We start from the raw sequence: 22,752 nt of genomic DNA, 5'->3' as shown, positions 1-22,752 counted from the left end.
ATTTATTCCTCCTTTTCATGTGCATTAAGGATTTCAGAAAGCTTTTGGATGGCTCGATACTGTATTACACGTATGTTTGCTTCTGTTTTGTTCATCAATTTAGCTGTATCCGCTACGGAATATCCTTGTAGAATTCTTAATTCGATAATGGTGCGCTGCTCTTTCTTCAGTTGAGTTAGTGCTTTTTCAATAACCATCCTCTGTGCACTCATTTCGGTAGCATCGTCTATGGCACTTTCCAGTGGATTTATCATTTCGAGATTAACGTGTGTGCCTCTCCGCTTTTTCTTGCGCCATACATCACGAAGCAAATTTAAAGCCACGCTTCTCAAATAACCACTGTATTTTTCTGGTTGAATGCCTCCCTTTTGTAAAAAGGGGATGGCCTTTACATACGTTTCTTGCGTAATATCTTCGGCTTCCTCACGATTTTGAACTTTATAATATATATATCGATATACTTTTTCCCATGTCGCAGAACAAATCTCCTCAATGGAATTCAAGTCAGCATCGTGTCCTATTTTCCTTGCATGTTTGTTGTCGGACATAAGACGTAACTCCTTTTTCCCTGGCCAGGTTTCTCATACTAATAAAAACGTTCTACAAGGCTAAAACGTTACATTTTTTTTGCGTCACAGTGACGCCCGGGAGGGACAGAGGGATAGGTCCCTTGTCCCAGAACCAAGTGTTAAAGAATATTACGGTACTATTAATTTACTTCGACCTGTACTAATTGCAAAATTTTATTTCAAACAAACGTTTGATTAGCAGTCTAAGACAACAGTACCAAGCACTTTCAATTTCAATCAACGCTTGATTGGACGACTTTTTGGGTGGAGTAGAAATGCTGTTCTAGTGGTGAAACGAGGTGAATTACTATTCTAATTCTTTGGGCTAGACCCCAATGTGCATCAAATAGATGAAAGGAGATGTATGTGAAGTGTTTGGGGAGGAAAGCCTAGCTTTCTAGAACCACAGGAGCGGTCAGTGAAACTTCCCTCTGATCATACGTAATAAACCTTTACGGTACATTTTAAATAGAAATTTCACGATGAAATAAAAGAATATGGAGAAAAGAACGGTATTAATAAAGGCCCCTTCTAGAAATGTAAATCCTTTTGAAAAAAGGCTATTTACTCCATCTAACGTATGTTCCAGAGCATCTGCGTAGTCAACATCCTCGAGTTCATCTACTCTCGTACTCCTATCTAAAAGAAGACTACCAACTTTATAATTTAACAAAAATAACGCAGGCCACAAGGGAGACCCAATCAAACCACCTACAAAGGCTGCCACTGTATTCGCCCTAACTAATTTTGCTAGGCCGACCGAGAGAATCACGCCAAGTCCAAAAGTAGGATACCAATTTGGTATAAAACCCAATGTAAAACCTAACGCCACCTGATGAGGGCTATCGTTAACTCTAAGTAAACGCACAAGATTATATTTAACTTTTCGACCTAATTTCATATTGATTACGCCTCCAATTGCTTAAGACAAACACTTTATCCAGCAATGCTTGTTGTGTGTCTAGTGTATCATACGCTAAACACTTTAATGAGGACAAGTACAAAAGGGAGAGAGACGAGAGGGGCGTACCACTACAGAAATTATAGAGAGGAAATAATTAATAATGTACTATTTATTAATTTAACTTGTATCAACTGCGAAATATTTTTCAAACAAAAGCTTGATGGAACTATTATTTGCGTCTTAAAGAAATGCTAATATAGTAGTGAAACTGGGACAGAGGGACCGGTCCTGTATCTCAGAAATATATTGACTAAATTTTTTAATAATTCTTATTGATTTTAAATTCTGAATAATATACAATAAATTTACAGAAAATTTCTGAGTTTTTTCTGAAATAATTGGAGGGCAAGTTATGAAAGTTACATTAAAAGATATTGCTGAGAGGGTAAATGTGTCAGTATCAACTGTATCAAGAGTACTGAATAATACACCAACATCAATAGATGAAGAAACTCGAAATGAGATTTTTAGTATTTCTAGAGAACTAGGATATAAAAAACATATGAAACCCACAGAAAAAATCAGAAATATTTCTGAAGTACAGATTGGTTTATTGCTAAATAATTCAAAAAATAAATACAAGGATCCATATTTTTCAGAAATTATCTATGGTATTGAACAAGAATTGATGGACCAGGGTTTAAATATACAATTTACCATAGATGAACAGGAATTGCAGGAAGGTATGTTGCCAACTAAATTCACTGGAGATAACACTGCTATTATTGTTGTTGGCCCACTTGAAAACTCATATCTTCAAACGATTAAACAACAGGTCTCAATCATCATATCTGTTGGGGGAAACCCCTCTTTACCCATTGATTATGTCACCCTTGATTTTAAAAAGAGTGCATTCAATGCGGTTAGTCATCTATTGAATCTTGGACATCGAGATATTGCTTTTATTGGGGCAAATGCACTTTCCGAAAGTGTAATAACTGAGGAAGCAAGATACCAAGGATATGAACAAGCCCTAAATAACGCTAATATTCCTATAAAAAAAGAATGGATTAAAAATGGCAGTTTTACAGTTAATGGTGGGTACCGTGCGATGAAGGAAATTTTGGCTTTAGATCATCTTCCTACAGCATTATTCATTGCCAGTGATAGGATGAGCTATGGCGCATATAGGGCGATTCAGGAAAAAGGCTTAACGATACCTAATGACATATCTATTATTTCCTTTGATGATTTAGAAATGTCACCCTATATAAATCCACCTTTGACGACAGTTCGCGTACATAAAGAAGAGTTAGGTAGAATAGCTGTTAAATTACTATCAGAACGAGTAAAAGGTGAAATCACACTTCCATTAACTACATATTTGCCAACTGAGTTAATTGTCCGCAAAAGCTGCGGTAACAATAATAAATAATTAAAAGGAGGAATCAGCCCAATCGCAACTATTCTAGTAAAGCCATTAAGTGGAGGGGGATTTAAATGAAAGCGTTTAAAAAAGGAGGAAGTAAAATGAAAGCGTTTAATAAAACTGGTTTTATTCTTTTTGTATCCCTTATGATTGCCTTTTTATTAACAGGGTGTGCAGGCTCATCTGATAGTAGTAATGGAGAATCAGATCCGGCAGAGAATAGTGATAAAGAAACAATTGAATTTGTATACTGGGCTGCTGCGGGCGGAGAGGAACAAGCATTTTTAGATATGATCGAGGATTTTGAGGAAAAAAATCCAGATATTGATGTAAAACCGAACCAAGTACCATCTCCATCACAAGGGGACTATTACACCAAAATCCAGACAAGAATCGCTGCGAATGACTCGCCAGATATCTTCCGAATTCAATACCAAAAGTTTGGAGAATTTGCTAGTAAAGGTGCTTTACTAGATGTTACCGATATTTTAGAAGCAGATAAGGAAAACTTTAATTCTAGTTTATTAACAGCAGTCACGTTTGAAGATAAAATCTTTGGTTTACCACATCACACAGATACTTTAGCCGTTTTCTATAATAAGACATATTTAGATGAACTAGGAATTGAAGCTCCAAGTACGCCTGAAGATGCTTGGACATGGGAAGAATTTATTGATGTAGCTACAAAAATTGAGGATGCTGGGCTAGCTGAAAAAGGAATTGCATTTAACTGGGCAGCGAGTTCCTCATACCGTTCTCTACCATTCTTCTTCCAAAATGGAGCAACCATACTAAATGAAGACGCAACAAAAGGAAATGTAGATACTCCAGAGGCTATTGAATCTTTTAGATTTTTACAGGATATGTTTAAGAACCATATGTCACAAGGTAATAGCATGAAGGGTTCAGATGATTTCAATATGTTATTTTCTTCTGGAAATGTTGGACTATTAATCTCAGGAAACTGGATGATACCGAAATACGAAACTGATATGAAAGATTTTGAATGGGGCGTTACATACATGCCTGTGAAGCAGTCTGCAGCATCTGACTTAGGTGGTAATGGTATAGCAATTCCGGCTGCTTCTGAACATAGTGAGGCTGCTAAGAAATTTTTAGCCTATATGGGTGAAGCAGAAGTTATGAAGGCATTTGTAGAGAAAGGTTTATTCTTACCTTCCCGTACAGATATTACTGAACCATTTAATTATGCAGTTGAGGATCCTGAAATGCTGAATCTATTTATCGAACAATCACAGACAGTGCCATCGGAGTTGGCTCAAACAGTGACAAGCACTAATTTTTCTAAGATAAACCAAGCTTTAGCAGAGACATTAGAAGAGTTATTTATTTCCAATACAACACCTGAAGATGCAGCTAAGAGTTTCAATGAAAGGATCAACTCTATACTTGAAGAAAACTAAAAGGGGTTATAGCTATGTATTTCATGAAAAATTGGTATAAAAAGAACTCAATAGCAATTGCCCCCTATATATTCATTGCACCCAATGTCTTATTGTTTTTAATCTTTATGATTATTCCAATCATTTTCACATTCTATATTAGCTTTCATGATTGGGGTATTCTTGGGGCACCAGTATTCATTGGATTTCAAAATTTCGTGAAACTGTTTTCGGATAACGTATTTTGGACGTCGCTTGGAAATACCGTCTATTATACAGCTGCCACTGTTCCTTTGAGTGCTGCATTCGGTTTATTAGGGGCTATCTTGCTTAACCGCAAGATTCCTCTGCGCCCTATCTTTCGTACGATCTTCTTTGCTCCTGTTGTTGTCTCCATGACAGCAGCAGGACTCATTTGGACATGGATGTTCAATCCACACTATGGATTGTTTAATGAAATTCTCTCTTACTTTGGAATTGGGTCAGTTGACTGGTTAACTTCAACGACTTGGGCAATGCCGGCCATCATAATTACAACGCTATGGCTACGAATTGGTTATTGTTTAGTTATTTATTTAGCAGGACTCCAAGCTGTTCCGGACAGCCTTTATGAGGCAGCAGATATGGATGGAGCAAATGATTGGCAGAAGTTCTGGAGAATTACACTTCCCATGATTAAACCCACAACCGTCTTTATCATCGTGATGGAAGTTATACATGGTTTCATGGTCTTTGACCTTATCTACACGATGACAAATGGTGGTCCAGGCTTTTCAACAACAGTAATCGTTCAGTATATTTACCAAAAAGCATTTGTTGAAGGTGACATGGGCTATGCATCAGCAATCGGTACCGTCTTCTTCCTGATTATTATGGTATTAACTGCTATACAGCTTCGGATAGGGAGGGATGATTCATGAAATCAACAGCTACTCCAATTTCTCATAAAGAACATCCAGAAACAAACCCAACAAGGAACTTCCGTAACATTACAAGTATGCAACCTAAGAGAAGAAGGAAACGGTCATTTACTGTAAAACAGACAGTTGCATTTATCGCCTTATGCTTTATGGCTCTATTATTTATCATGCCGTTCTTTTGGATGTTGTCTACATCTCTAAAGTCTCCTGAGGAGGTAAGTTCAAAGAATGTTACTCTTTTTCCTGAAGAGTTAAGATGGAGTAATTTTATTGATGCACTAGATGCAGCTCCTTTTCTTGGTTATATCGGCAATTCTTTAATTGTCAGTATTTTAGCTGTGGCGCTTACCGTGTTTATCAACTGCTTGGCTGGCTATGCCTTTGCAAAATACAGCTTCAAAGGAAGAAACTTTTTATTTCTAATGGTACTTAGTACATTAATGATTCCCGTCCAGATCACAATGGTACCAAACTTCTTTATATTAAAAGAATTGGATTGGATCAACAGTTACGCTGGTCTAATCGTACCTAGAGCAGCAGAGGCATTTGGACTGTTTTTGGCAAGACAGTACATTTTAAATATTCCTAACTCATTAATTGAAGCGGCAAGAATTGACGGAGCAAGTGAATTTAAAATTTTTACTAAGGTCATCTTGCCAAATATTAAACCCCTAATCGCAGTGCTCGTTATTTTTACATTTATGTGGAGATGGAATGAATTAGCATGGCCACTAATTGTTGTATCTGAAAAAAGCATGTACACTGTCCAATTAGGTCTAGCTATGGTAAAAGGTGAACATTATATTGAATGGACTCAAATAATGCCACTCACTTTATTATCGATTATCCCTATCTTACTTGTATTTCTGTTCTTCCAACGATACTTTATTCAGGGCTTTGTCGGTTCTGGAATGAAAGAATAAATATGATTTGAGGAGAGATTCATTATGACAAAGGTAACTATTATAGGTGCTGGAAGTGTTGTATTCGCCAAACGATTAATATCAGATATTATTTCTTATCCAGAACTATCAGACACCACTTTTTGGTTAACAGATATCAACGAAGAAAGACTGGATACCGCAAAAAAAATGGCTAGTAACTTAATCAAAGGAAAAGAAGCCCAAGTATTTGCGACATTGGATAGAAAGCAAGCACTTAGAGATGCTGACTTTGTATTAAATCTAATTCAGGTAGGAATGCATGAAGCGACAGTCAAAGACTTTGAAATTCCTAAAAAATACGGGCTTAAACAGACAATTGCTGACACTCTAGGAGTTGGTGGAGTATTCCGTTCATTGCGCACAATCCCGGTGTTGCTTGATATATGCAAAGATATGGAGGAAGTTTGTCCCGATGCCTATCTATTAAACTATACAAATCCAATGGCCATGTTAATGCATGCCGTATCTAAGGCAACCTCTATTAAATCTGTTGGACTATGTCATAGTGTTCAAAATACGGCTGATGATCTTGCATCCTACTTGAATATTCCAGTTGAAGAACTAGATTATAAGGTTGCTGGAATTAATCATATGGCATGGTTTTTAGAATTAAAGCAGAATGGTGAGGATTTATATCCTAAACTATTTGAAGCCATGGAGAAAGAAGAAATTTATAGCCAAGATAAGGTCCGTTTTGAAATGATGAAACGATTGAATTATTTTGTTACAGAATCCAGTGAGCATATGTCAGAGTACACTCCATACTTTATTAAAAGAGACGAACTTATTCAACGCTTTGATATTCCTATCGACGAATATATTCGTCGAAGCGAAAACAACTTAAAGAAGTTTGAAGAAACCAAGGTTAAAGTGGAAAATGGGGAAATCATTGAGGCAGAGAAAAGCCATGAATATGGTGCACCAATCATCCATTCTATCACAACAGGTACAGACCGTGTTATTTGGGGTAATGTCGCCAATACAGGTTTGATTACAAACCTGCCAAATGATGCTTGTGTAGAAGTTCCATGTCTAGTTAATAAAGGAGGAATTCAACCTTGCTATGTTGGTGAACTACCTCCGCAATTAGCTGCGATGAACATGACAAATATCAATGTACAACAACTAACAGTTGAAGCTGTTCTAACTAAAAATATCGATTATGTTTATCAAGCAGTCATGATGGACCCACACACTGCTTCCGTCCTTTCACTTGATGAAATCTGGGATATGACAAAAGAATTAATTGATGCACATGCAGATCTATTACCAGAATTCACATCTGGAAGAAACCTGCACAAAAACAACCTAGTTGCAAACTAGGGACAGAGGGACAGGTCCCTCGTCCCACTTCATATCTGATTTATAAGAAATTATACTAGAGTACTAATAGCTCGATAGTGCAGTAACCTGTACTAATCGAGCTATTTTTGTAAATGCCGATTTCAAACAAACGTTTGTTTGAATTTTTACTATTGAAGAATAGGAAGAAAGGACTCACCAAACCTTTATATTATACATTTCTTCGCTTTGACCCTATATAAAACCTCCTCAGTTTAAGATAGCCTTTTGAAATGGTACAATGAATGAAACTAGAAATGAAAGGATGGTTATGTAATGCGATTAATGGGAAAAAAGATTATCGGTCTTGTTCACCACGACTTTGAAGATCTAGAACTATGGTACCCGGTTATGAGGCTTAGAGAAGAAGGGGCTATTGTGGACCTTGTTGGTGAAGAAGCGAATCAGAAATATATAGGTAAGTACGGTGTCCCTGCCATTTCCGAATTTGCGTATGGTGATATAAAAGCAGAAGATTACGATGCGATTTTAGTGCCGGGAGGATGGGCTCCAGATAAAATTCGTAGGTTTCCGGAAGTATTATCGATGCTACAGCAAATGAACGATGACAAAAAGCCAATCGGACAAATTTGTCATGCAGGTTGGGTACTAATCTCAGCTAAGATACTGGAAGGGAAAAAAGTGACGAGCACTCCAGGAATTAAAGATGACATGGAAAATGCAGGCGCGACTTGGTTTGACGAACCTGTCGTAACCGACGGCCATCTCGTCTCTAGCCGCCGTCCACCAGACCTACCAGACTACATGAGAGAATTTATAAAAGTCCTGGAACAAAAATAGTGGGGTTCCCTCATCCCAAGAAAAATGGTGGGACAACGGACCTGTCCCCTCGTCCCACCGCATTTTTTGAAAGCCTTGAAGGGCTTTTTTTTATGCAAAGAATGTCAGTGTAAACTATAGTGGAAAACCAATGGCTTGATTTTACAGTAATCTGTACTAATCGGGCTATTTTTGAATTCTTCGACTTCAAACAAACGATTTTTAAAGGTTGAACTCAATGATATCGGGGAATTTTCAAGTCTATCAATTGTTTGTTTCAATTGGTTTTGTGAGGAAAAGGGACTCCTGGGTTAGACTGTTATACTGTCGTATTAAAATCTTAGTATAGGAAAGGAGGAACAGGTTTCACTTTGCTATAATGTAGTAGTTAGGATGAGAACTCCAGTCAAGGGAAGGATTGCCTTGATGTTAAGTATAGATGAGATTACTAATTTTAAGGAGCGAAGGAAACTATGAAAATAGTCATTGCAGAACGGGATTACAATGAAGGTGTTGCAATTGAATGGCTTATATCGACTTACTCGATCCCGATTAATAAAGTTTTCGTAACGAACACAGTAAAGGAAACAATGGCTGTGATTGAAAAAGAACTTCCTGAACTTCTGTATTTGGAATTAGATATGATACCGGCTGAACATTGGTCACAAGTTAGAAGGAGTGTGAAAAACTTTTCACCCAAAATTATTGCTGTTACAGCAGAAGCGACCTTTGAACGGGCAAAGCAGGCAATTGAATTAGGTAGTGTTGATTTACTTGTTAAACCACTCGATCCGGTAAAAATCAAGCAATGTCTAAGAATGGCATTGTCACTACTTGCAAGTCGAGAACCAATACATACTTTTTCACCTAACAAGGATGAAGGCTATTCTTATCAATCTATATTTTTAGATCAAGAACAAAATAATGGTGATATTTCATTAATGCTGTTACATGTGGAGAATAACAAAAAAATTTCGGATTTGCTACAATTTTTGACTTATTTTCCATTCAGGGACCATCCAACAATTTTACCCTTATCAGACATGGTTGTATGTTTGTTCAAAAATCCAACACAGCATACAAAAGAAGAAGCATCTAAAATCTTAAGGGAGTGGGAGGCTTCAAACATCGAACCTCTTGCTGCAGTCGTGATCCCGCCTAATAATGAAATGAAATCTGTATATGAAATGTATATAGTGGCTAGAAGGCTGTTAGAAATGACGTTTTTTATTGGGTATCGTCAAGTCATTTTACCAAAAGAAGTTAATGAACAGTGGCGAGAAATAGACCCCTTTTTAACCTCTGCTGAACAGCGGGAATGGGTAGAGATGTTAAACAGTTTTGATAAACATCGAATAAAAAGATGGATGCATCAGGAGTTTTTACATATGGAAACGCCTTTTCCAAATCCGGAAAAATTAAGGACACGCCTAACAAGCATCCTAGCTCAGATCAGAAGATTCATGAAAACCTATCAACTCGATCACGATGAAATGGAAGAATATTATATGAAAATATTTTCAGAGATTTTATTCAATCGTGTACTATATCGAATTGTGCAGGAAATCCTTTTGTTTTTATACGATTTACTTGATCGTGCTAAAACGGGTGAAGTGTTTTCAAAGAAAGATGTAATTGAAAGAGGCCTCCTTTATATCGAAAAGCATTATACCAATCCTGATTTAACATTAGAAGATGTTGCAGTAGCTGTCGGGAGGAGTACATCGTATTACAGCCACTTATTAATGAAAAAGCAGGGGATTTCGTTTCGTCAGTATTTAACAAATATACGTATTAATGAAGCAAAGCGCCTCCTACATGATGGGCAGCTAACGATTAAAGAAATCGCATATCATGTTGGGTTTCGTAATCCTAGTTATTTTACTCGGATATTTAAAGAAATGACAAAGATATCTCCTCGTGAATATCGGATGCATATAAGAGAGGGAATGGAATAAACGTCCTTTCTCTAAAAAAACGTAAATAATTATAATAATCGTAAATAATTATAAGTTTTTGGATATTTAACTTCCTATTTATATAATTTTTCAAAAGAAACTATCATAATTCGAAAATGAATCATCTATTTCTACGAGAAAATATTCGTTAAAATTTTCAGTATATTGGGATAAGGAAAAATTATCTGTTAGGTCAACGAGCGCCTAGTATTAAGTCTAAGAGTTGTCCTTTCGTTTTTCGCTTCTTTATCTATTTCAGAATTATAAGTAGGGGGGAATCTATGATGTCATTGAAAACAGAAAATGATAGGGCTACTAAAATCGTTGTAGACAAAAAGCAATTGACGCGATTATCAGTTTTTGTACCGGCTTTTCTTGTTGTAGGTGGAGGGGCCATTCTCGGAATTGTGAACAATCAATTGTTGACGGATATTTCAATGAATGGGTTTGTAGGATCGTTACGCGGACTCGGTTGGCTTTATCAAATTATATCCATTGTTGCACTAATTCTTGTGGCAATCGTAACCTTTTCAAAGTTAGGTAACATTCGCTTAGGGGGTTCAGAGGCGAAACCTAAATATCCATTCTCGGCATGGTTTGCAATGGCTTTGACTGGTGGAATAGCTACGGGAGTCATTACGTATGGAGTTAATGAACCGATCATATACTTTGGCAACATATATGGGGAAATGGAAAATACGGGAATCGAACCAGGTACCTCTATGGCTGCCATTTATGCAATGGGACGTTCCCTATACAACTGGACATTCATTCCTTACGCAATGTATTCGCTGAGTGGATTAGTAGTTGCATATATGTATTTTAATCGTAAGCAATCATTGTCTGTTACAGGGACCTTAACGCCATTGTTTGGTGAAAAGATCACAAAGGGAATTTGGCCAGGGATTATTGATACATTATCTGTTTTGGCAATCGCACTTGGCTTAGCTTCCTCGCTTGGAGCTGGTTTAGCTTTAGTAGGTTCAGGTATTGAGACGTTTTATGGTATCAAGCAAGGACCTATCGTTTGGCTCATACTGGTTTTTATCATAACTTCAATGTTTACGCTTTCAGCCTTGAATGGTTTAGATAAAGGGATTCGCAGAATGGCGAACATCAATACCACCGTATTCTATGTCATTTTAGTAGCACTTATCATTATTGGTCCAACCCTTTATATTTTACAAACGACTACGGCAGGTTTTTCACACTGGCTACAAAATTTTTGGGGTTGGGGTCTTGATCCGGGAATCATTGGTGGAGAAGCACTTGTTATGTGGTGGACATTATATGATTGGGCGATTTGGATTGCCTACGCACCATTAATGGGGATATTTCTTGCAGTCATTTCATATGGAAGAACGATTCGACAGTTCATGTTAATCAATTGGATCCTACCGGCTGTATTTAGTATTGTTTGGTTCGGAGTTTTCGGTGGGACAGCCCTACATTGGCAACAAAACAATACAGTCGATCTCGTTTCTACCATTAAAGAAAGTGGAGCTGTTGCCGGTTTATGGGCCTTTTTAGCCAATCTACCTTTGGGAGCAATTATTATTCCTGTGGTGATGATCGCATTAATCCTTTCATTTGCAACAGCAGCAGATTCAATGGTTCGTTCAATTGCAACGTTATGTACTGTGAATATTCGTTTTGATGAAGAACCGGCAAAATGGAAAATGCTAGTATGGGCGATTTCAATTGCTATTATTGCTTACGTAATGGTTGCATTTGCAGGTGGGGAACAAGGGGTAGATGGTGTTAAATACCTTGCTGCGCTAGGTGGTTCTGCTGTTTTATTCATTTTTGTACTTCAAGTTTGTTCAGCAATCAAAATGTTCTTTTTCGATAAAATTGAAAAATAATCTTGATTAAGGAAATAGAAAAGTTAATGGAGGCAACAAGATGAAAAAAGTAGTATTAGGTCATGAAATTACATTAGATGAGTTCGTCTCCATAGCGCGTTTTGGTACTCAAGTTGAGTTTTCGGACGAATACAGAAGGCGGGTAGAAAAGTCCTGTCAGCTCGTAAACAAGTGGATTGATGAAGAACGGATTATGTACGGGGTCAATACGGGCTTTGGCGCTCTATCCACAAAAATTATTTCTGCCGATCAAACGAAGGTTTTGCAAAGGAATATTCTTTTGTCTCACGCTACATCAGTTGGTGAACCACTAGAAGAGGAAAGTGTCAGGGCTATTATGCTAATGGTGTTACAAAATTTAGGCCAAGGGTATTCGGGGGTCCGACTCAAGACGTTGGAAATGTACCGAGAATTTTTAAACCGTGGTGTCATCCCCTTCGCACCTCGTGAAGGTTCCGTTGGATATCTAAGTGTTGAAGCTCATATCGCCTTGGTTCTGCTAGGGGAAGGAAAGGCCTATGTAGATGGTGAGTTATTGCCATCACAAGAAGCCCTTCAAAAAGTAGGATTAGAGCCAATTGAACTTTCCGCAAAAGAAGGATTAGCGTTAATTAGTGGTACAACTAGTCCAACTGCTATTGGAGCCTTAGCTTTGTATGACATGTTACAAGCTGTTATGGCGGCAGATATCATCGGGGCAATGTCATTAGAAGTATTAAGGGGAACCACACGTGCATTTGACGATCGTTTGATGAAAGTCAGACCACACCCACATCAAAAAAACACAGCTACAAATGTAAGAATGATCTTAGAGGACTCGGTACTTGCAAAACAGTCGATTAATCACCGTTTACAAGATGCCTTATCTTTACGTGCCATCCCGCAGCTTCATGGAGCTGCCAAAAAAACACTTTTTGATGCTTTGAATACTTTTGAAATAGAAATGAATGCATGTAGTGACAACCCAGTTTTATGGCCAGATGAGGTAGATGGTGGTGCCATTTCAGGAAGTAATTGCGATTCATCCTACGTAGGCATTGAATTGGACTCAGCTTGTATTGCAGTAACTGCATTAGCGAAAATGTCTGAACGCAGGAACTATCGGATTATCAATCAACATCTTTCAGGATTCCCCCCATTCCTTGTTCAGAATGCGGGTCTTAATTCAGGGTTAATGATTCCACAGTACTCTCAAGCAGGGTTACTAAATGATATGAAATTATTATCCACACCTGCAACAGTTGACAGTATTCCTACATGTGCAGATCAAGAGGATTATGTAGCCATGGGTTATAACTCGGCGAAAAAGGCACGAGAAATAGCAAGAAAACTGGAATATATTTTAGCGATTGAGCTTTTGGCAATATATAATGCACATCAATTTGTTGAAAGTAATTTGACTCCCGGCTCAGCTTCAACAGCTGTGCTAGAACGTATTGAACAATCCATACCAAAAATGGACGAAGATACATATCTTTACCCTTATTTAGAAATCTTGAAGGAATTTATACACTCGGGAGAGATTATTTCAGTGGTTGAAGAGAAGGTTGGTAAGCTGCTCTAACGTTTAAAAAATATGAACGAAACTAAATCACTATGTTTTTATATCAAAGGAGGCCATCGAGATGGAACAAACAAAAACTCAAAAAGTTATTCGATATCGTGGAACTGAATTAAATACGAAAGGTTGGCTGCAAGAAGCTGCTCTTCGTATGTTAATGAATAATTTAGATCATGAGGTTGCAGAAAAGCCAGAGGACTTAGTTGTTTATGGTGGAATTGGAAAGGCGGCACGTAACTGGGATTGTTTTGATGCCATCGTCAAGTCGTTAAAAGAATTGGAAAATGATGAAACAATAGTGGTTCAATCAGGGAAACCAGTTGCTATTTTTAAATCTCACCCAGATGCACCACGAGTACTTATAGCGAATTCCAATATTGTCCCTGCCTATGCAAATTGGGAAACATTCCATCAACTCGACCAAAAAGGGCTTATGATGTATGGCCAAATGACTGCGGGAAGTTGGATTTATATTGGTTCTCAAGGAATTGTACAAGGAACATACGAAACATTTGCAGAGATAGGGAAGCAACATTTTGGTGGCACACTTAAAAACACGATTACAGTAACTGCGGGTCTAGGCGGAATGGGTGGTGCTCAACCTCTGGCTGTGACAATGAATGGCGGAGTATGTATCGGTATTGATGTTGATGAAACTCGAATTGACCGAAGGATTGAAACCCGATATACAGATATAAAAACAGATTCATTAGATGAAGCCATTCGTATCGCTATTGAGGCGAAATTAACAGGAAAAGCATTATCAATTGGACTAATAGGAAACGCATCAGATATTCTTCCGGAGATGCTTGAAAAAGGATTTATTCCAGATATCGTTACAGACCAAACATCTGCGCATGATCCTTTAAACGGGTATGTACCATCACGCATGTCCCTTGAAGAAGCAGCACTGTTACGAAAAAATAATCCAACCCAATATGTGAAGGAATCTAAGGCTTCAATGGCTAAGCATGTAAAGGCGATGCTTGTAATGATGGAGAAAGGCGCAGTTACATTTGATTATGGAAACAATATTCGCCAAGTTGCCAAGGACGAAGGTGTAGAAAACGCTTTTGACTTTCCTGGATTTGTCCCAGCCTATATCCGACCTCAATTTTGTGAAGGAAAAGGTCCTTTTAGATGGGTTGCACTTTCTGGAGATCCAGAAGATATTTATAAGCTAGATGAAGTAATCTTACGTGAGTTCAGTGACAATGACCATTTATGTAATTGGATCCGTATGGCCCAGGAAAAAATCCAGTTTCAAGGATTACCATCCAGAATATGCTGGTTAGGATATGGAGAAAGAGCGCGTTTCGGTAAAATTATTAATGAAATGGTAGCAAATGGCGAATTAAAGGCTCCAATCGTAATTGGACGTGATCATCTTGACTCAGGCTCTGTAGCATCACCAAACCGGGAAACAGAAGCGATGAAAGATGGCTCTGATGTCGTAGCGGATTGGCCGATCTTAAACGCAATGATCAATGCTGTTGGTGGAGCAACATGGGTGTCCCTTCACCATGGTGGTGGAGTTGGAATGGGATATTCGCTCCACTCAGGAATTGTAATTGTTGCGGATGGAACGAAAGAAGCAGAAGCACGTATTGAACGCGTTCTAACTACAGATCCAGGAATGGGTGTAGTACGCCATGCAGACGCTGGCTACGAGTTAGCGAAGAAAACGGCACGTGAAAGAGGAGTAAACATTCCGATGTTAGAAATGGAGAGTAAATAAGATGGGAAAACCGATTTGGATTAAAAATATTGGACAGCTGGCAACGCTTGTATCCGAAGAGGCAGGTCCCCGTTCAAAGGAAGCCATGTCTCAATTAGGAATAATTGAAGATGGGAGCCTATGGATCGAAGACGGAATTATTAAAGGGGTAGGTTCGACTCAAGAAGTGGAACAGAATTTTAAAACTAGAATAGAAACGGCTGAAGTAATTGATGCATCTGGTTACTTGGTGACGCCCGGATTAATTGATCCCCATACACATGTTGCTTTTGGTGGAAGCCGTGAGCGTGAATTTGAAATGCGTCTTGAAGGTGTCTCTTATATGGAGATTATGAATGAGGGTGGTGGAATTCATGCAACCACCCGTATGACCCGACAGGCCACAGAAGAGGAGATAATCACTCAAACAAAGAAGCGCTTAGATTCCTTTTTACAGCATGGTGTCACAACAGTCGAGGGAAAAAGTGGTTACGGTATGGACATTGAAACCGAGCTAAAGCAACTTCGAATCATGAAAGAACTACAAGAAACACATCCGATTGACCTTGTTCCAACTTTCATGGGAGCACATGCAGTTCCACCCGAGTACAAAGGGAGAGAGGAAAAGTTTGTTGATTATGTAATTAATGAAATGCTTCCAATTGTGGCAGAGGAGCAATTAGCGGAATTTAATGATGTCTTTTGTGAAAAGGATGTTTTCACGCCTGAGCAATCAGAACGAATTTTAGAAGCAGGGAAAAAATACGGATTGATTCCGAAAATACATGCAGATGAGATTGTATCATATGGCGGGGCGGAATTAGCAGCCAAGGTTGGTGCCATTTCAGCGGAACATTTGTTGAAGGCCTCTGAAAATGGGATAAAAGAAATGGCCAAAGCTGGAACAATTGCTTGCTTACTACCAGCAACCGCTTTGTATTTACGAGAAGAAGCAGCAGATGGAAGAAAAATGATTGATGAAGGTGTAGCTGTTGCGATTTCTACTGATTGTAATCCAGGATCTTCCCCGACTACATCGATGCCGCTTGTGATGAACTTGGCCTGTATCACTATGCGAATGACACCTGCAGAAGCATTAACGGCTGCAACGTATAATGCAGCATGTGCGATTAATCGTCAACATCAAATAGGTTCGCTAGAAATCGGGAAGCAAGCAGATGTGGTGTTATGGAATGTGAAGAACTATCAGGAATTACAATATTTGTTTGGTGTTAACCATGTAAAGGCCGTCTGGAAAAAGGGTGTAAAGGTGGTAGGTAACTATGAGCAAGCAGTGGCTACAACCACCTGAATGGTCTTGGAATGTGAATACAGATGACCCAATTTATGTTCACCAGTGGGTCAAACAAATTAATCATATGGAGGAAAAACCAGATCTTCTTCTATATGGTGCACCGATTTCACGCTCTTCAATTAGTGTATCAGGTGCATCCTTATATCCAACGGAATTTCGTCGGATATGGAAAGGCTTTTCCACTTACAACATCGATGAGGATATTGATTTAGTAGATTACAAGGTTGCAGATGCAGGGGATATCGTAATGCATACTACTGACATTCCCTTATCCCACCATCGAATACAAGAGGTTACAAGTTACTTAGCATCATCCTATCCTAATACGATCACCTCAATGATTGGCGGTGACCATTCCATAACAGCCTGTGCAGTAAGAGGGGTTAAGGAAGCTTTTCCAGATGAGTCCATTGGAATCCTGCAACTTGATACCCATCTGGATGTACGTGATCCGGCTGAATTAGGACCTGCAAACGGAACTCCAATAAGACAATTGGTGGATGGTTCAACCGTCCGAGGAGAAGATATCATCAATATAGGTTTGCATGGCTATTTTAATACAAGACCACTGGTTACATACGCCAAAGAACATTCTATTCAAATGGTAACGTTGAAAGAAGCTCGCAAAGCGGGATTTGTTCAAACTGTAAAAGAAGCACTTAACAAGTTATCGGAAAAAGTGGACCGGGTGTATGTAACAGTTGATATGGATGTACTCGATATATCGGTTGCCCCAGGGGTACCTGCTTCCACACCAGGAGGCTTATCTACCACTGAGTTGTTTGATTCTTTGATAGAGATTGGTAGACATTCTTCTGTTCGTCATATTGACTTTGTTTGCTTAGATCCAAGTAAGGATTCTGCTGTATCAGAAACGGTTAAAACCGGAGTCTATGCATGGTTACAATTTGTGACAGGACTGGTTTGCCGTGATGAAAATGGTAGTGTTTAAGGTTAAAGCTCACATAATTATATTTAAGAAAAAGTTTATCTAGTTCAATTCAGTTCATCACCTATTTGGTGATGGACTTTTTTGTTAACTTATAGAATTTCTAAGATGAACAGGTCGGTATGAATATCATTTAGACGGGCCACGTCCCACCAAAATAAAATGCGAAAGATAAAATGGTAACCTATATGGTTGTCATTTTTTTTATAGAGTTTTGACACACTAAAAAAAATCCAGTTTATTTACTGGATTCAGGGTTAGTTAATTCCGAGTTATTCTTTTCGAAGAATTTCTGAAAAGCATAATTCAAAAGAGAAAATGAGTAGAAAATTAAAAAGATGATTTTAGAATTAAACTTTTTTAGTTTATAATGACCGATCTTTTGAAAAAAAGCGTTTAAGGGAAAGGCGAAAATGAGATCCATGATTAAATTGCTTAATGCATAGAGCGAAAATTTCCCATAAGTAAAATGAAACACCCACATATTAATTGTAAAAAAGGGACCAAATATAAAGGCTAAGGCATCAAATACCATGTATTTGGTACCTCCTTTAACCTTCCACCAGTTAAAAATTGGGTTTAAGAGTGTTTGTATTAACAAAAGACACGAACAAAATAAAGTAACTGGCAAAAATCTTTTAAACGATTTTTTTGGAAGAAAGTATATAACAATAGCCCATAACACAATTGCATTTGCAATTCTAAAAAAATTTGCTATCAACATAACCACCCTACTATTTTTTATTAGAATGTGTTATTCAAACATTTTTAATCTGGAAAGAACAGGAAAAAATGAAATATTTCTCCCTATCCTAGAAAAGTTTCTAGAAATTCGCCTGAAACCGAACGTGGTAACTAATAAAACTTTTATCAATTTTTATTTTAAAAACTAGGAATAACATCCGGAAATTCAACGTATTTTAAAACATCTAGGAAGAAAGTATCACAGTTTCCGAAAAAAAATATGTTGAAAGCGTTGTCGTAGTCTTTCGAACGTGCTATTATTTAATAAATATTTAGATAATTAACAATATTAAAAAGAAATCGATTTCTAAAAAGGATGGAGGAATTAATGTGAATGTAAAAATACTAGAAACTCCTGAGAAACTTGGAAAAGAAGCTGCGGCTCAAGCAGCTGGAGTGTTAAATCGAGCGATTAAGGAAAAGGGTAGTGCTAGACTCGCGCTCTCTACCGGTGCTTCTCAGTTTGAAACCATCAATCATCTGATAAGGATGGAGGTTGATTGGAGTAAGGTTGAAATGTTCCATCTCGATGAATACGTGAACCTGCCTGAATCCCATAAAGCCAGCTTCAGAAAGTATCTGAAAGAACGATTTGTAGATTTTGTTTCCTTAAAGAAAGCCCATTTTGTAGATGGAGAAGGCGATTATCAAGAAAAGGTCAAAGAGCTATCCAAAGAAATAAGTAAAGAACCAATTGACCTAGGATTAATTGGTATTGGAGAAAATGCTCATGTTGCTTTTAATGATCCTCCAGCTGATTTTGACACAAAGGACCCCTACATAATTGTAAATTTAGATGACGATTGCAAAGCACAGCAAGTAAGAGAAGGATGGTTTGAGTCTGTAGACAAAGTACCAAATCAAGCTATTTCAATGTCAGTTCATCAAATTATGAGTTGTAAAACGATTATCTCCTGTGTACCTCACAAAGTTAAAGCAAAAGCAATCAAAGATGTTTTTGAAAAAGATGTCACCAACATGATTCCCGCAACCATTCTTAAAACCCACCCAGACATTACTCTATTTTTAGACGAACAATCTTCTTCCGAACTGAATAAGGAAAGCCTAAAACAATACCAATAACCAATTTTTAGAAATCGATTTCTATATGTAGGGAGGCAAGCTTATGGAAAGCCAGCCGATGCTAGAGAACAAGGTGGTTAAACCTAAAAAGATTAGATCGATGAATCAGAAAAAAAGACTATATGGCATCCTTTTTATTCTTCCTGCTTTCTTATTTATTTTTTCTTTTATGGTTTATCCACTTGTCTACTCGTTTTATATGAGTTTACACGATTACAATTTTGTATATGATGCAAAGCCAACATTTATAGGGCTGGAAAACTATATTGAAGCTCTTAAGGACAAAAACTTTATCGTTTCGTTAAAAAATACATTTGTGTTTGGAACGTCCTATTTTGTGCTCGTAATGGTTATCTCATTAACATTAGCTTTACTCATATTCCATACGAAGCGATTCAATAATTTTCTTAGCACGATTATCTTTTTGCCCATTGTTGTTCCTGTTTCTTTATCAGCACTTGTATTTCTATGGATTCTCCAAGAAAACTATGGTCTGTTAAACCATATATTAGGTGACGTCTTAAATATGCCATTTTTGACGTATGCCTGGTTGAACAATGGGGATACGGCAATGGCGAGTATTATCGGAGTAAGTCTTTGGGCAACGATCGGATTCGAAACCATTCTATTCCTAGGAGGATTGCAATCGATTCCAAGGGATATCCTTGAGGCTGCTGAGGTTGATGGAGCTAGTGGTTTTAAAAGAATCTTCTATATCATCCTCCCGAACTTAAAGGAGACTTATATTTTAACCGGAATCTGGGCAATCCTACATGGTCTGAAGGTGTTTGTAGAACCGATGGTCATGACGGATGGTGGGCCAGGTAACTCAACACTTGTACTCTACCAAGAAATTTACTATACAGCCTTTACGTATTTTGATATGGGCTATGCTTCAGCGATGGCTTATATCCTTGGAACATTAGCACTCGTATTCTCGTTAATTAATTTCTATATTAACCGTACGAAAGAAAAGGCGTAATGAAGGGGGGAAGATGATGAGAGTTTCAAGATTAAGTAGTGGGATTAAGTATTTTATTCTATTCGCAGCAGCATTGTTTTTCATTACTCCGTTCATTTATACATTATTCAATTCATTTAAATCAGAAGAAGAGATCTTTCAGGTACCACAAAGCTTTTTCCCGAATAATATCATCTTTGATAACTATATCAAGATATTTACGGAAGGCTTTTCAAATTACTTTGTAAACAGTGCCATCATCACCATTGTTGGGGTTATCTTGATCACAATCTTAAGTGCGTTAGCTGGTTATGCATTTGCAAGGTTGCCGTTTAAAGGACAAGATATCTTACTTGTTGCTTTGCTAATGACAATCACTCTTCCACTGGCGATCTTTCTTATTCCGATGTACCTTATGGAAAATCGCTTAGGAATCTTAAATACAAATCTAGGACTGATCCTACCTAACGTAGCGGTGGGGCTTCCATTTGCCATCTTTATTATGAGGGCAACCTTCTTAAGTATTCCAAAAGAAATCGAGGAATCAGCAGCAATCGATGGGTGTGGCGTCTTCCAAACATGGTGGAGAGTGATGCTGCCGATGGCCAAAAATGGATTAATTATTATCATCATCCATGGCTTTTATAACATTTGGGGTGAATACACATTAGCCAAAACATTAGCGACTGACCAGGCATCCATGCCATTAACTGTTGGTCTAACCCTTTTTAAAGGAGAGGTTTGGGCGTTTGGTACTTTGGCTGCAGTAATCGTCTTATCGATGCTACCGCCAATTATCATATTTATTATTTTCCAAAAGCAGATGGTAGAAGGTATTTCACAAGGGTCAATTAAAGGGTAGAAGGGAGGAGCTGTTGTTATTTAGGCGAGTAGGTTCTCAATGATAATAAAAAATTGCAGGGGGTAGATGTATGAAGAGATTTGCTAGATTACTAGGTTTGATTGTTATTTCCATTGTGTTATTAATCCCTATTGCGTGTTCATCGAAAGATCCAACACAAAAGATATCAGGTGGAGAAGAAAAAGATAGCGGAAAAGTAACGTTAAAACTCGGGGCCGATGCGTGGATGGTTGAAAAACTAAAATTAGATCAGGCAGTTAAAAAGTTCAATGCAAATCATGAAGATATCCAAGTTCAAATTTCTCCATATGCAGACAGAACAGTACTATCTACTTTTGCCTTACAATGGTCGCAAGGAAAAACAGATGTTGATATCGCAATGGTTGATGGAACTGCAACGGCTGTCCAGTTTCTCGCAAAGGATTTACTAATTGATTTTAATGAAACGGACTTTTTCCAAGGTCCTACTGCAAAAGAAAATTTTGTTGGTAATTCGATTAGCTTTGGTGAGATTGACGGCTTCCAGTTTGCAATTCCAATCAGCTTAGAAACATATGCAATCAATGTGAATAAGAAAATGTTTGAAGAAGCTGGTCTTTTAGATGCCGATGGCAAAGTGATTCAACCGAAAGATTGGAATGAACTCTATGAATATGCAAAGAAAATGACAAAGGTTGAAGGCGGTAAGGTTACCCAACAAGGTATGACAATTCAGTGGGGACCAAATGCACAATCCACATTAATTTCAGTTGCACAAGCCATGAATGGAACCTTTTACGACAAGGATGGTGTATTAACATTTGATACACCTGAAATGAGAGAAATGCTAGAGATTTGGAAAAAGGGTGCTGACGAAGGCGTTTTCTCAATCGATACATTCACAAACAAAGATGCGGGCCGTAATAACTATAAGGCTGATCAAGTTGCCATGCTTTTACAGAGTGGTTCACACGCTCCTGAGGCTGAACCAACTGTAGGTGAAGGAAATACAACGGTTATCCCAATTCCAGGTTCAGAAGTAAATGGTTCTTATGCATTTACGGCAGGAATCATTGTTCCTAGAGCTTCTAAAAATCAAGAAGCGGCTGTTCAATTTATTCAAGAGGCTTTAATGGATGGTGAAACCCAAATTGCAGCTGGTACGGAATGGGGGAAACTTCCTGTAATTAAAGAGCATTTCGATAAAATTGATGCAGAATGGAAAGACAACTTACTTGCAATCATTGAAAAGTCTGTCACTGCTCCATTCTATAAAGAATACCCAGTGCTAATCAATGAAGTACCAAAGCTACTTCAACAATATTTAACAGGTGAAATGGATCTTGATACATTCATTGAAGAAGTTGAAGCAATGATTGATGATATTGATAAAAATGTAAAATAACGTAATTAAAAAAGTCGAGGTACATTCCTTTAATCAGCATTTGAGGATGTACCCTTCTTTATA

18 protein-coding genes are annotated in these 22,752 nt (G+C 37.9%); 16 read left to right on the top strand and 2 right to left on the bottom strand.

Annotated features, from left to right (window positions below):
* Positions 1–2 precede the first annotated feature (2 nt).
* Positions 3–548 (bottom strand): RNA polymerase sigma factor, encoded by a 546-nt coding sequence (locus ACR65M_RS01935; protein ID WP_121445599.1) that lies wholly within the window; start codon positions 546–548, stop codon positions 3–5.
* A 436-nt stretch (positions 549–984) separates the two neighbouring features.
* The gene (locus ACR65M_RS01930; protein ID WP_121445600.1) at positions 985–1,470 is read right to left on the bottom strand and encodes a DUF2062 domain-containing protein; all 486 of its coding nucleotides are present in this window, start codon (positions 1,468–1,470) and stop codon (positions 985–987) included.
* 415 nt (positions 1,471–1,885) lie between these two features.
* On the opposite strand from ACR65M_RS01930, the gene ACR65M_RS01925 reads away from it, so the two are divergent.
* The 16 genes from ACR65M_RS01925 (at position 1,886) to ACR65M_RS01850 (ending at position 22,689) form a co-directional block, all read left to right on the top strand.
* Positions 1,886–2,908 carry a LacI family DNA-binding transcriptional regulator gene (locus ACR65M_RS01925; protein WP_121445601.1) on the top strand — a complete coding sequence of 341 codons (1,023 nt, stop codon included), beginning with the start codon at positions 1,886–1,888 and terminating at the stop codon, positions 2,906–2,908.
* Between the two features lie 65 nt (positions 2,909–2,973).
* Complete coding sequence (locus ACR65M_RS01920) at positions 2,974–4,326, top strand: ABC transporter substrate-binding protein (RefSeq protein ID WP_121445602.1); 1,353 nt, start codon at positions 2,974–2,976, stop codon at positions 4,324–4,326.
* Between the two features lie 14 nt (positions 4,327–4,340).
* Positions 4,341–5,225 (top strand): carbohydrate ABC transporter permease, encoded by an 885-nt coding sequence (locus tag ACR65M_RS01915; protein WP_121445603.1) that lies wholly within the window; start codon positions 4,341–4,343, stop codon positions 5,223–5,225.
* Positions 5,222–6,148 carry a carbohydrate ABC transporter permease gene (locus ACR65M_RS01910; protein ID WP_207899825.1) on the top strand — a complete coding sequence of 309 codons (927 nt, stop codon included), beginning with the start codon at positions 5,222–5,224 and terminating at the stop codon, positions 6,146–6,148. The genes ACR65M_RS01915 and ACR65M_RS01910 overlap by 4 nt, the downstream gene beginning before the upstream one ends.
* 24 nt (positions 6,149–6,172) lie before the next feature.
* Entirely contained in the window at positions 6,173–7,492 is a 1,320-nt protein-coding gene (locus tag ACR65M_RS01905; RefSeq protein ID WP_121445604.1) for an alpha-glucosidase/alpha-galactosidase, read from the top strand.
* 294 nt (positions 7,493–7,786) lie between these two features.
* Positions 7,787–8,311, top strand: coding sequence for a type 1 glutamine amidotransferase domain-containing protein (locus tag ACR65M_RS01900; protein ID WP_121445605.1), 525 nt, complete (start codon positions 7,787–7,789; stop codon positions 8,309–8,311).
* 452 nt (positions 8,312–8,763) lie between these two features.
* On the top strand, positions 8,764–10,248 hold the full coding sequence (locus ACR65M_RS01895; protein ID WP_440272398.1) for a helix-turn-helix domain-containing protein: 1,485 nt from the start codon (positions 8,764–8,766) through the stop codon (positions 10,246–10,248).
* A 284-nt stretch (positions 10,249–10,532) separates the two neighbouring features.
* Positions 10,533–12,113: a BCCT family transporter gene (locus tag ACR65M_RS01890; RefSeq protein WP_440272397.1), complete on the top strand. Its 1,581-nt coding sequence runs from the start codon at positions 10,533–10,535 to the stop codon at positions 12,111–12,113.
* A 40-nt stretch (positions 12,114–12,153) separates the two neighbouring features.
* Complete coding sequence (locus ACR65M_RS01885; RefSeq protein ID WP_440272396.1) at positions 12,154–13,677, top strand: HAL/PAL/TAL family ammonia-lyase; 1,524 nt, start codon at positions 12,154–12,156, stop codon at positions 13,675–13,677.
* 61 nt (positions 13,678–13,738) lie between these two features.
* Positions 13,739–15,412: a urocanate hydratase gene (gene hutU / locus ACR65M_RS01880; protein ID WP_440272395.1), complete on the top strand. Its 1,674-nt coding sequence runs from the start codon at positions 13,739–13,741 to the stop codon at positions 15,410–15,412.
* A 1-nt stretch (position 15,413) separates the two neighbouring features.
* Positions 15,414–16,703 carry an imidazolonepropionase gene (gene hutI, locus ACR65M_RS01875; RefSeq protein WP_440272394.1) on the top strand — a complete coding sequence of 430 codons (1,290 nt, stop codon included), beginning with the start codon at positions 15,414–15,416 and terminating at the stop codon, positions 16,701–16,703.
* Complete coding sequence (locus ACR65M_RS01870) at positions 16,675–17,658, top strand: agmatinase family protein (protein WP_440272393.1); 984 nt, start codon at positions 16,675–16,677, stop codon at positions 17,656–17,658. Before hutI ends, ACR65M_RS01870 begins: the two co-directional genes overlap by 29 nt.
* A gap of 1,071 nt (positions 17,659–18,729) precedes the next feature.
* A complete protein-coding gene (locus ACR65M_RS01865; protein WP_440272392.1) occupies positions 18,730–19,482 on the top strand; it encodes a glucosamine-6-phosphate deaminase in 753 nt (250 codons plus the stop codon).
* Between the two features lie 43 nt (positions 19,483–19,525).
* Complete coding sequence (locus tag ACR65M_RS01860) at positions 19,526–20,464, top strand: carbohydrate ABC transporter permease (RefSeq protein ID WP_440272391.1); 939 nt, start codon at positions 19,526–19,528, stop codon at positions 20,462–20,464.
* Between the two features lie 16 nt (positions 20,465–20,480).
* Positions 20,481–21,305, top strand: a complete 825-nt coding sequence (locus ACR65M_RS01855) for a carbohydrate ABC transporter permease (RefSeq protein ID WP_440272390.1) — start codon at positions 20,481–20,483, stop codon at positions 21,303–21,305.
* Between the two features lie 70 nt (positions 21,306–21,375).
* Entirely contained in the window at positions 21,376–22,689 is a 1,314-nt protein-coding gene (locus ACR65M_RS01850; protein WP_440272389.1) for an ABC transporter substrate-binding protein, read from the top strand.
* Positions 22,690–22,752 lie beyond the last annotated feature (63 nt).

The sequence above is a fragment of the Ferdinandcohnia sp. SAFN-114 genome (assembly GCF_059415045.1).
This window is presented reverse-complemented; position numbering and strand designations above follow the sequence as displayed.

Coding starts and splice junctions, on each gene's coding strand:
- ACR65M_RS01935 (WP_121445599.1), bottom strand. CDS start 548: ATGTCCGACAACAAACATGCAAGGAAAATAGGACACGATGCTGACTTG.
- ACR65M_RS01930 (WP_121445600.1), bottom strand. CDS start 1,470: ATGAAATTAGGTCGAAAAGTTAAATATAATCTTGTGCGTTTACTTAGA.
- ACR65M_RS01925 (WP_121445601.1), top strand. CDS start 1,886: ATGAAAGTTACATTAAAAGATATTGCTGAGAGGGTAAATGTGTCAGTA.
- ACR65M_RS01920 (WP_121445602.1), top strand. CDS start 2,974: ATGAAAGCGTTTAAAAAAGGAGGAAGTAAAATGAAAGCGTTTAATAAA.
- ACR65M_RS01915 (WP_121445603.1), top strand. CDS start 4,341: ATGTATTTCATGAAAAATTGGTATAAAAAGAACTCAATAGCAATTGCC.
- ACR65M_RS01910 (WP_207899825.1), top strand. CDS start 5,222: ATGAAATCAACAGCTACTCCAATTTCTCATAAAGAACATCCAGAAACA.
- ACR65M_RS01905 (WP_121445604.1), top strand. CDS start 6,173: ATGACAAAGGTAACTATTATAGGTGCTGGAAGTGTTGTATTCGCCAAA.
- ACR65M_RS01900 (WP_121445605.1), top strand. CDS start 7,787: ATGCGATTAATGGGAAAAAAGATTATCGGTCTTGTTCACCACGACTTT.
- ACR65M_RS01895 (WP_440272398.1), top strand. CDS start 8,764: ATGAAAATAGTCATTGCAGAACGGGATTACAATGAAGGTGTTGCAATT.
- ACR65M_RS01890 (WP_440272397.1), top strand. CDS start 10,533: ATGTCATTGAAAACAGAAAATGATAGGGCTACTAAAATCGTTGTAGAC.
- ACR65M_RS01885 (WP_440272396.1), top strand. CDS start 12,154: ATGAAAAAAGTAGTATTAGGTCATGAAATTACATTAGATGAGTTCGTC.
- hutU (WP_440272395.1), top strand. CDS start 13,739: ATGGAACAAACAAAAACTCAAAAAGTTATTCGATATCGTGGAACTGAA.
- hutI (WP_440272394.1), top strand. CDS start 15,414: ATGGGAAAACCGATTTGGATTAAAAATATTGGACAGCTGGCAACGCTT.
- ACR65M_RS01870 (WP_440272393.1), top strand. CDS start 16,675: ATGAGCAAGCAGTGGCTACAACCACCTGAATGGTCTTGGAATGTGAAT.
- ACR65M_RS01860 (WP_440272391.1), top strand. CDS start 19,526: ATGGAAAGCCAGCCGATGCTAGAGAACAAGGTGGTTAAACCTAAAAAG.
- ACR65M_RS01855 (WP_440272390.1), top strand. CDS start 20,481: ATGAGAGTTTCAAGATTAAGTAGTGGGATTAAGTATTTTATTCTATTC.
- ACR65M_RS01850 (WP_440272389.1), top strand. CDS start 21,376: ATGAAGAGATTTGCTAGATTACTAGGTTTGATTGTTATTTCCATTGTG.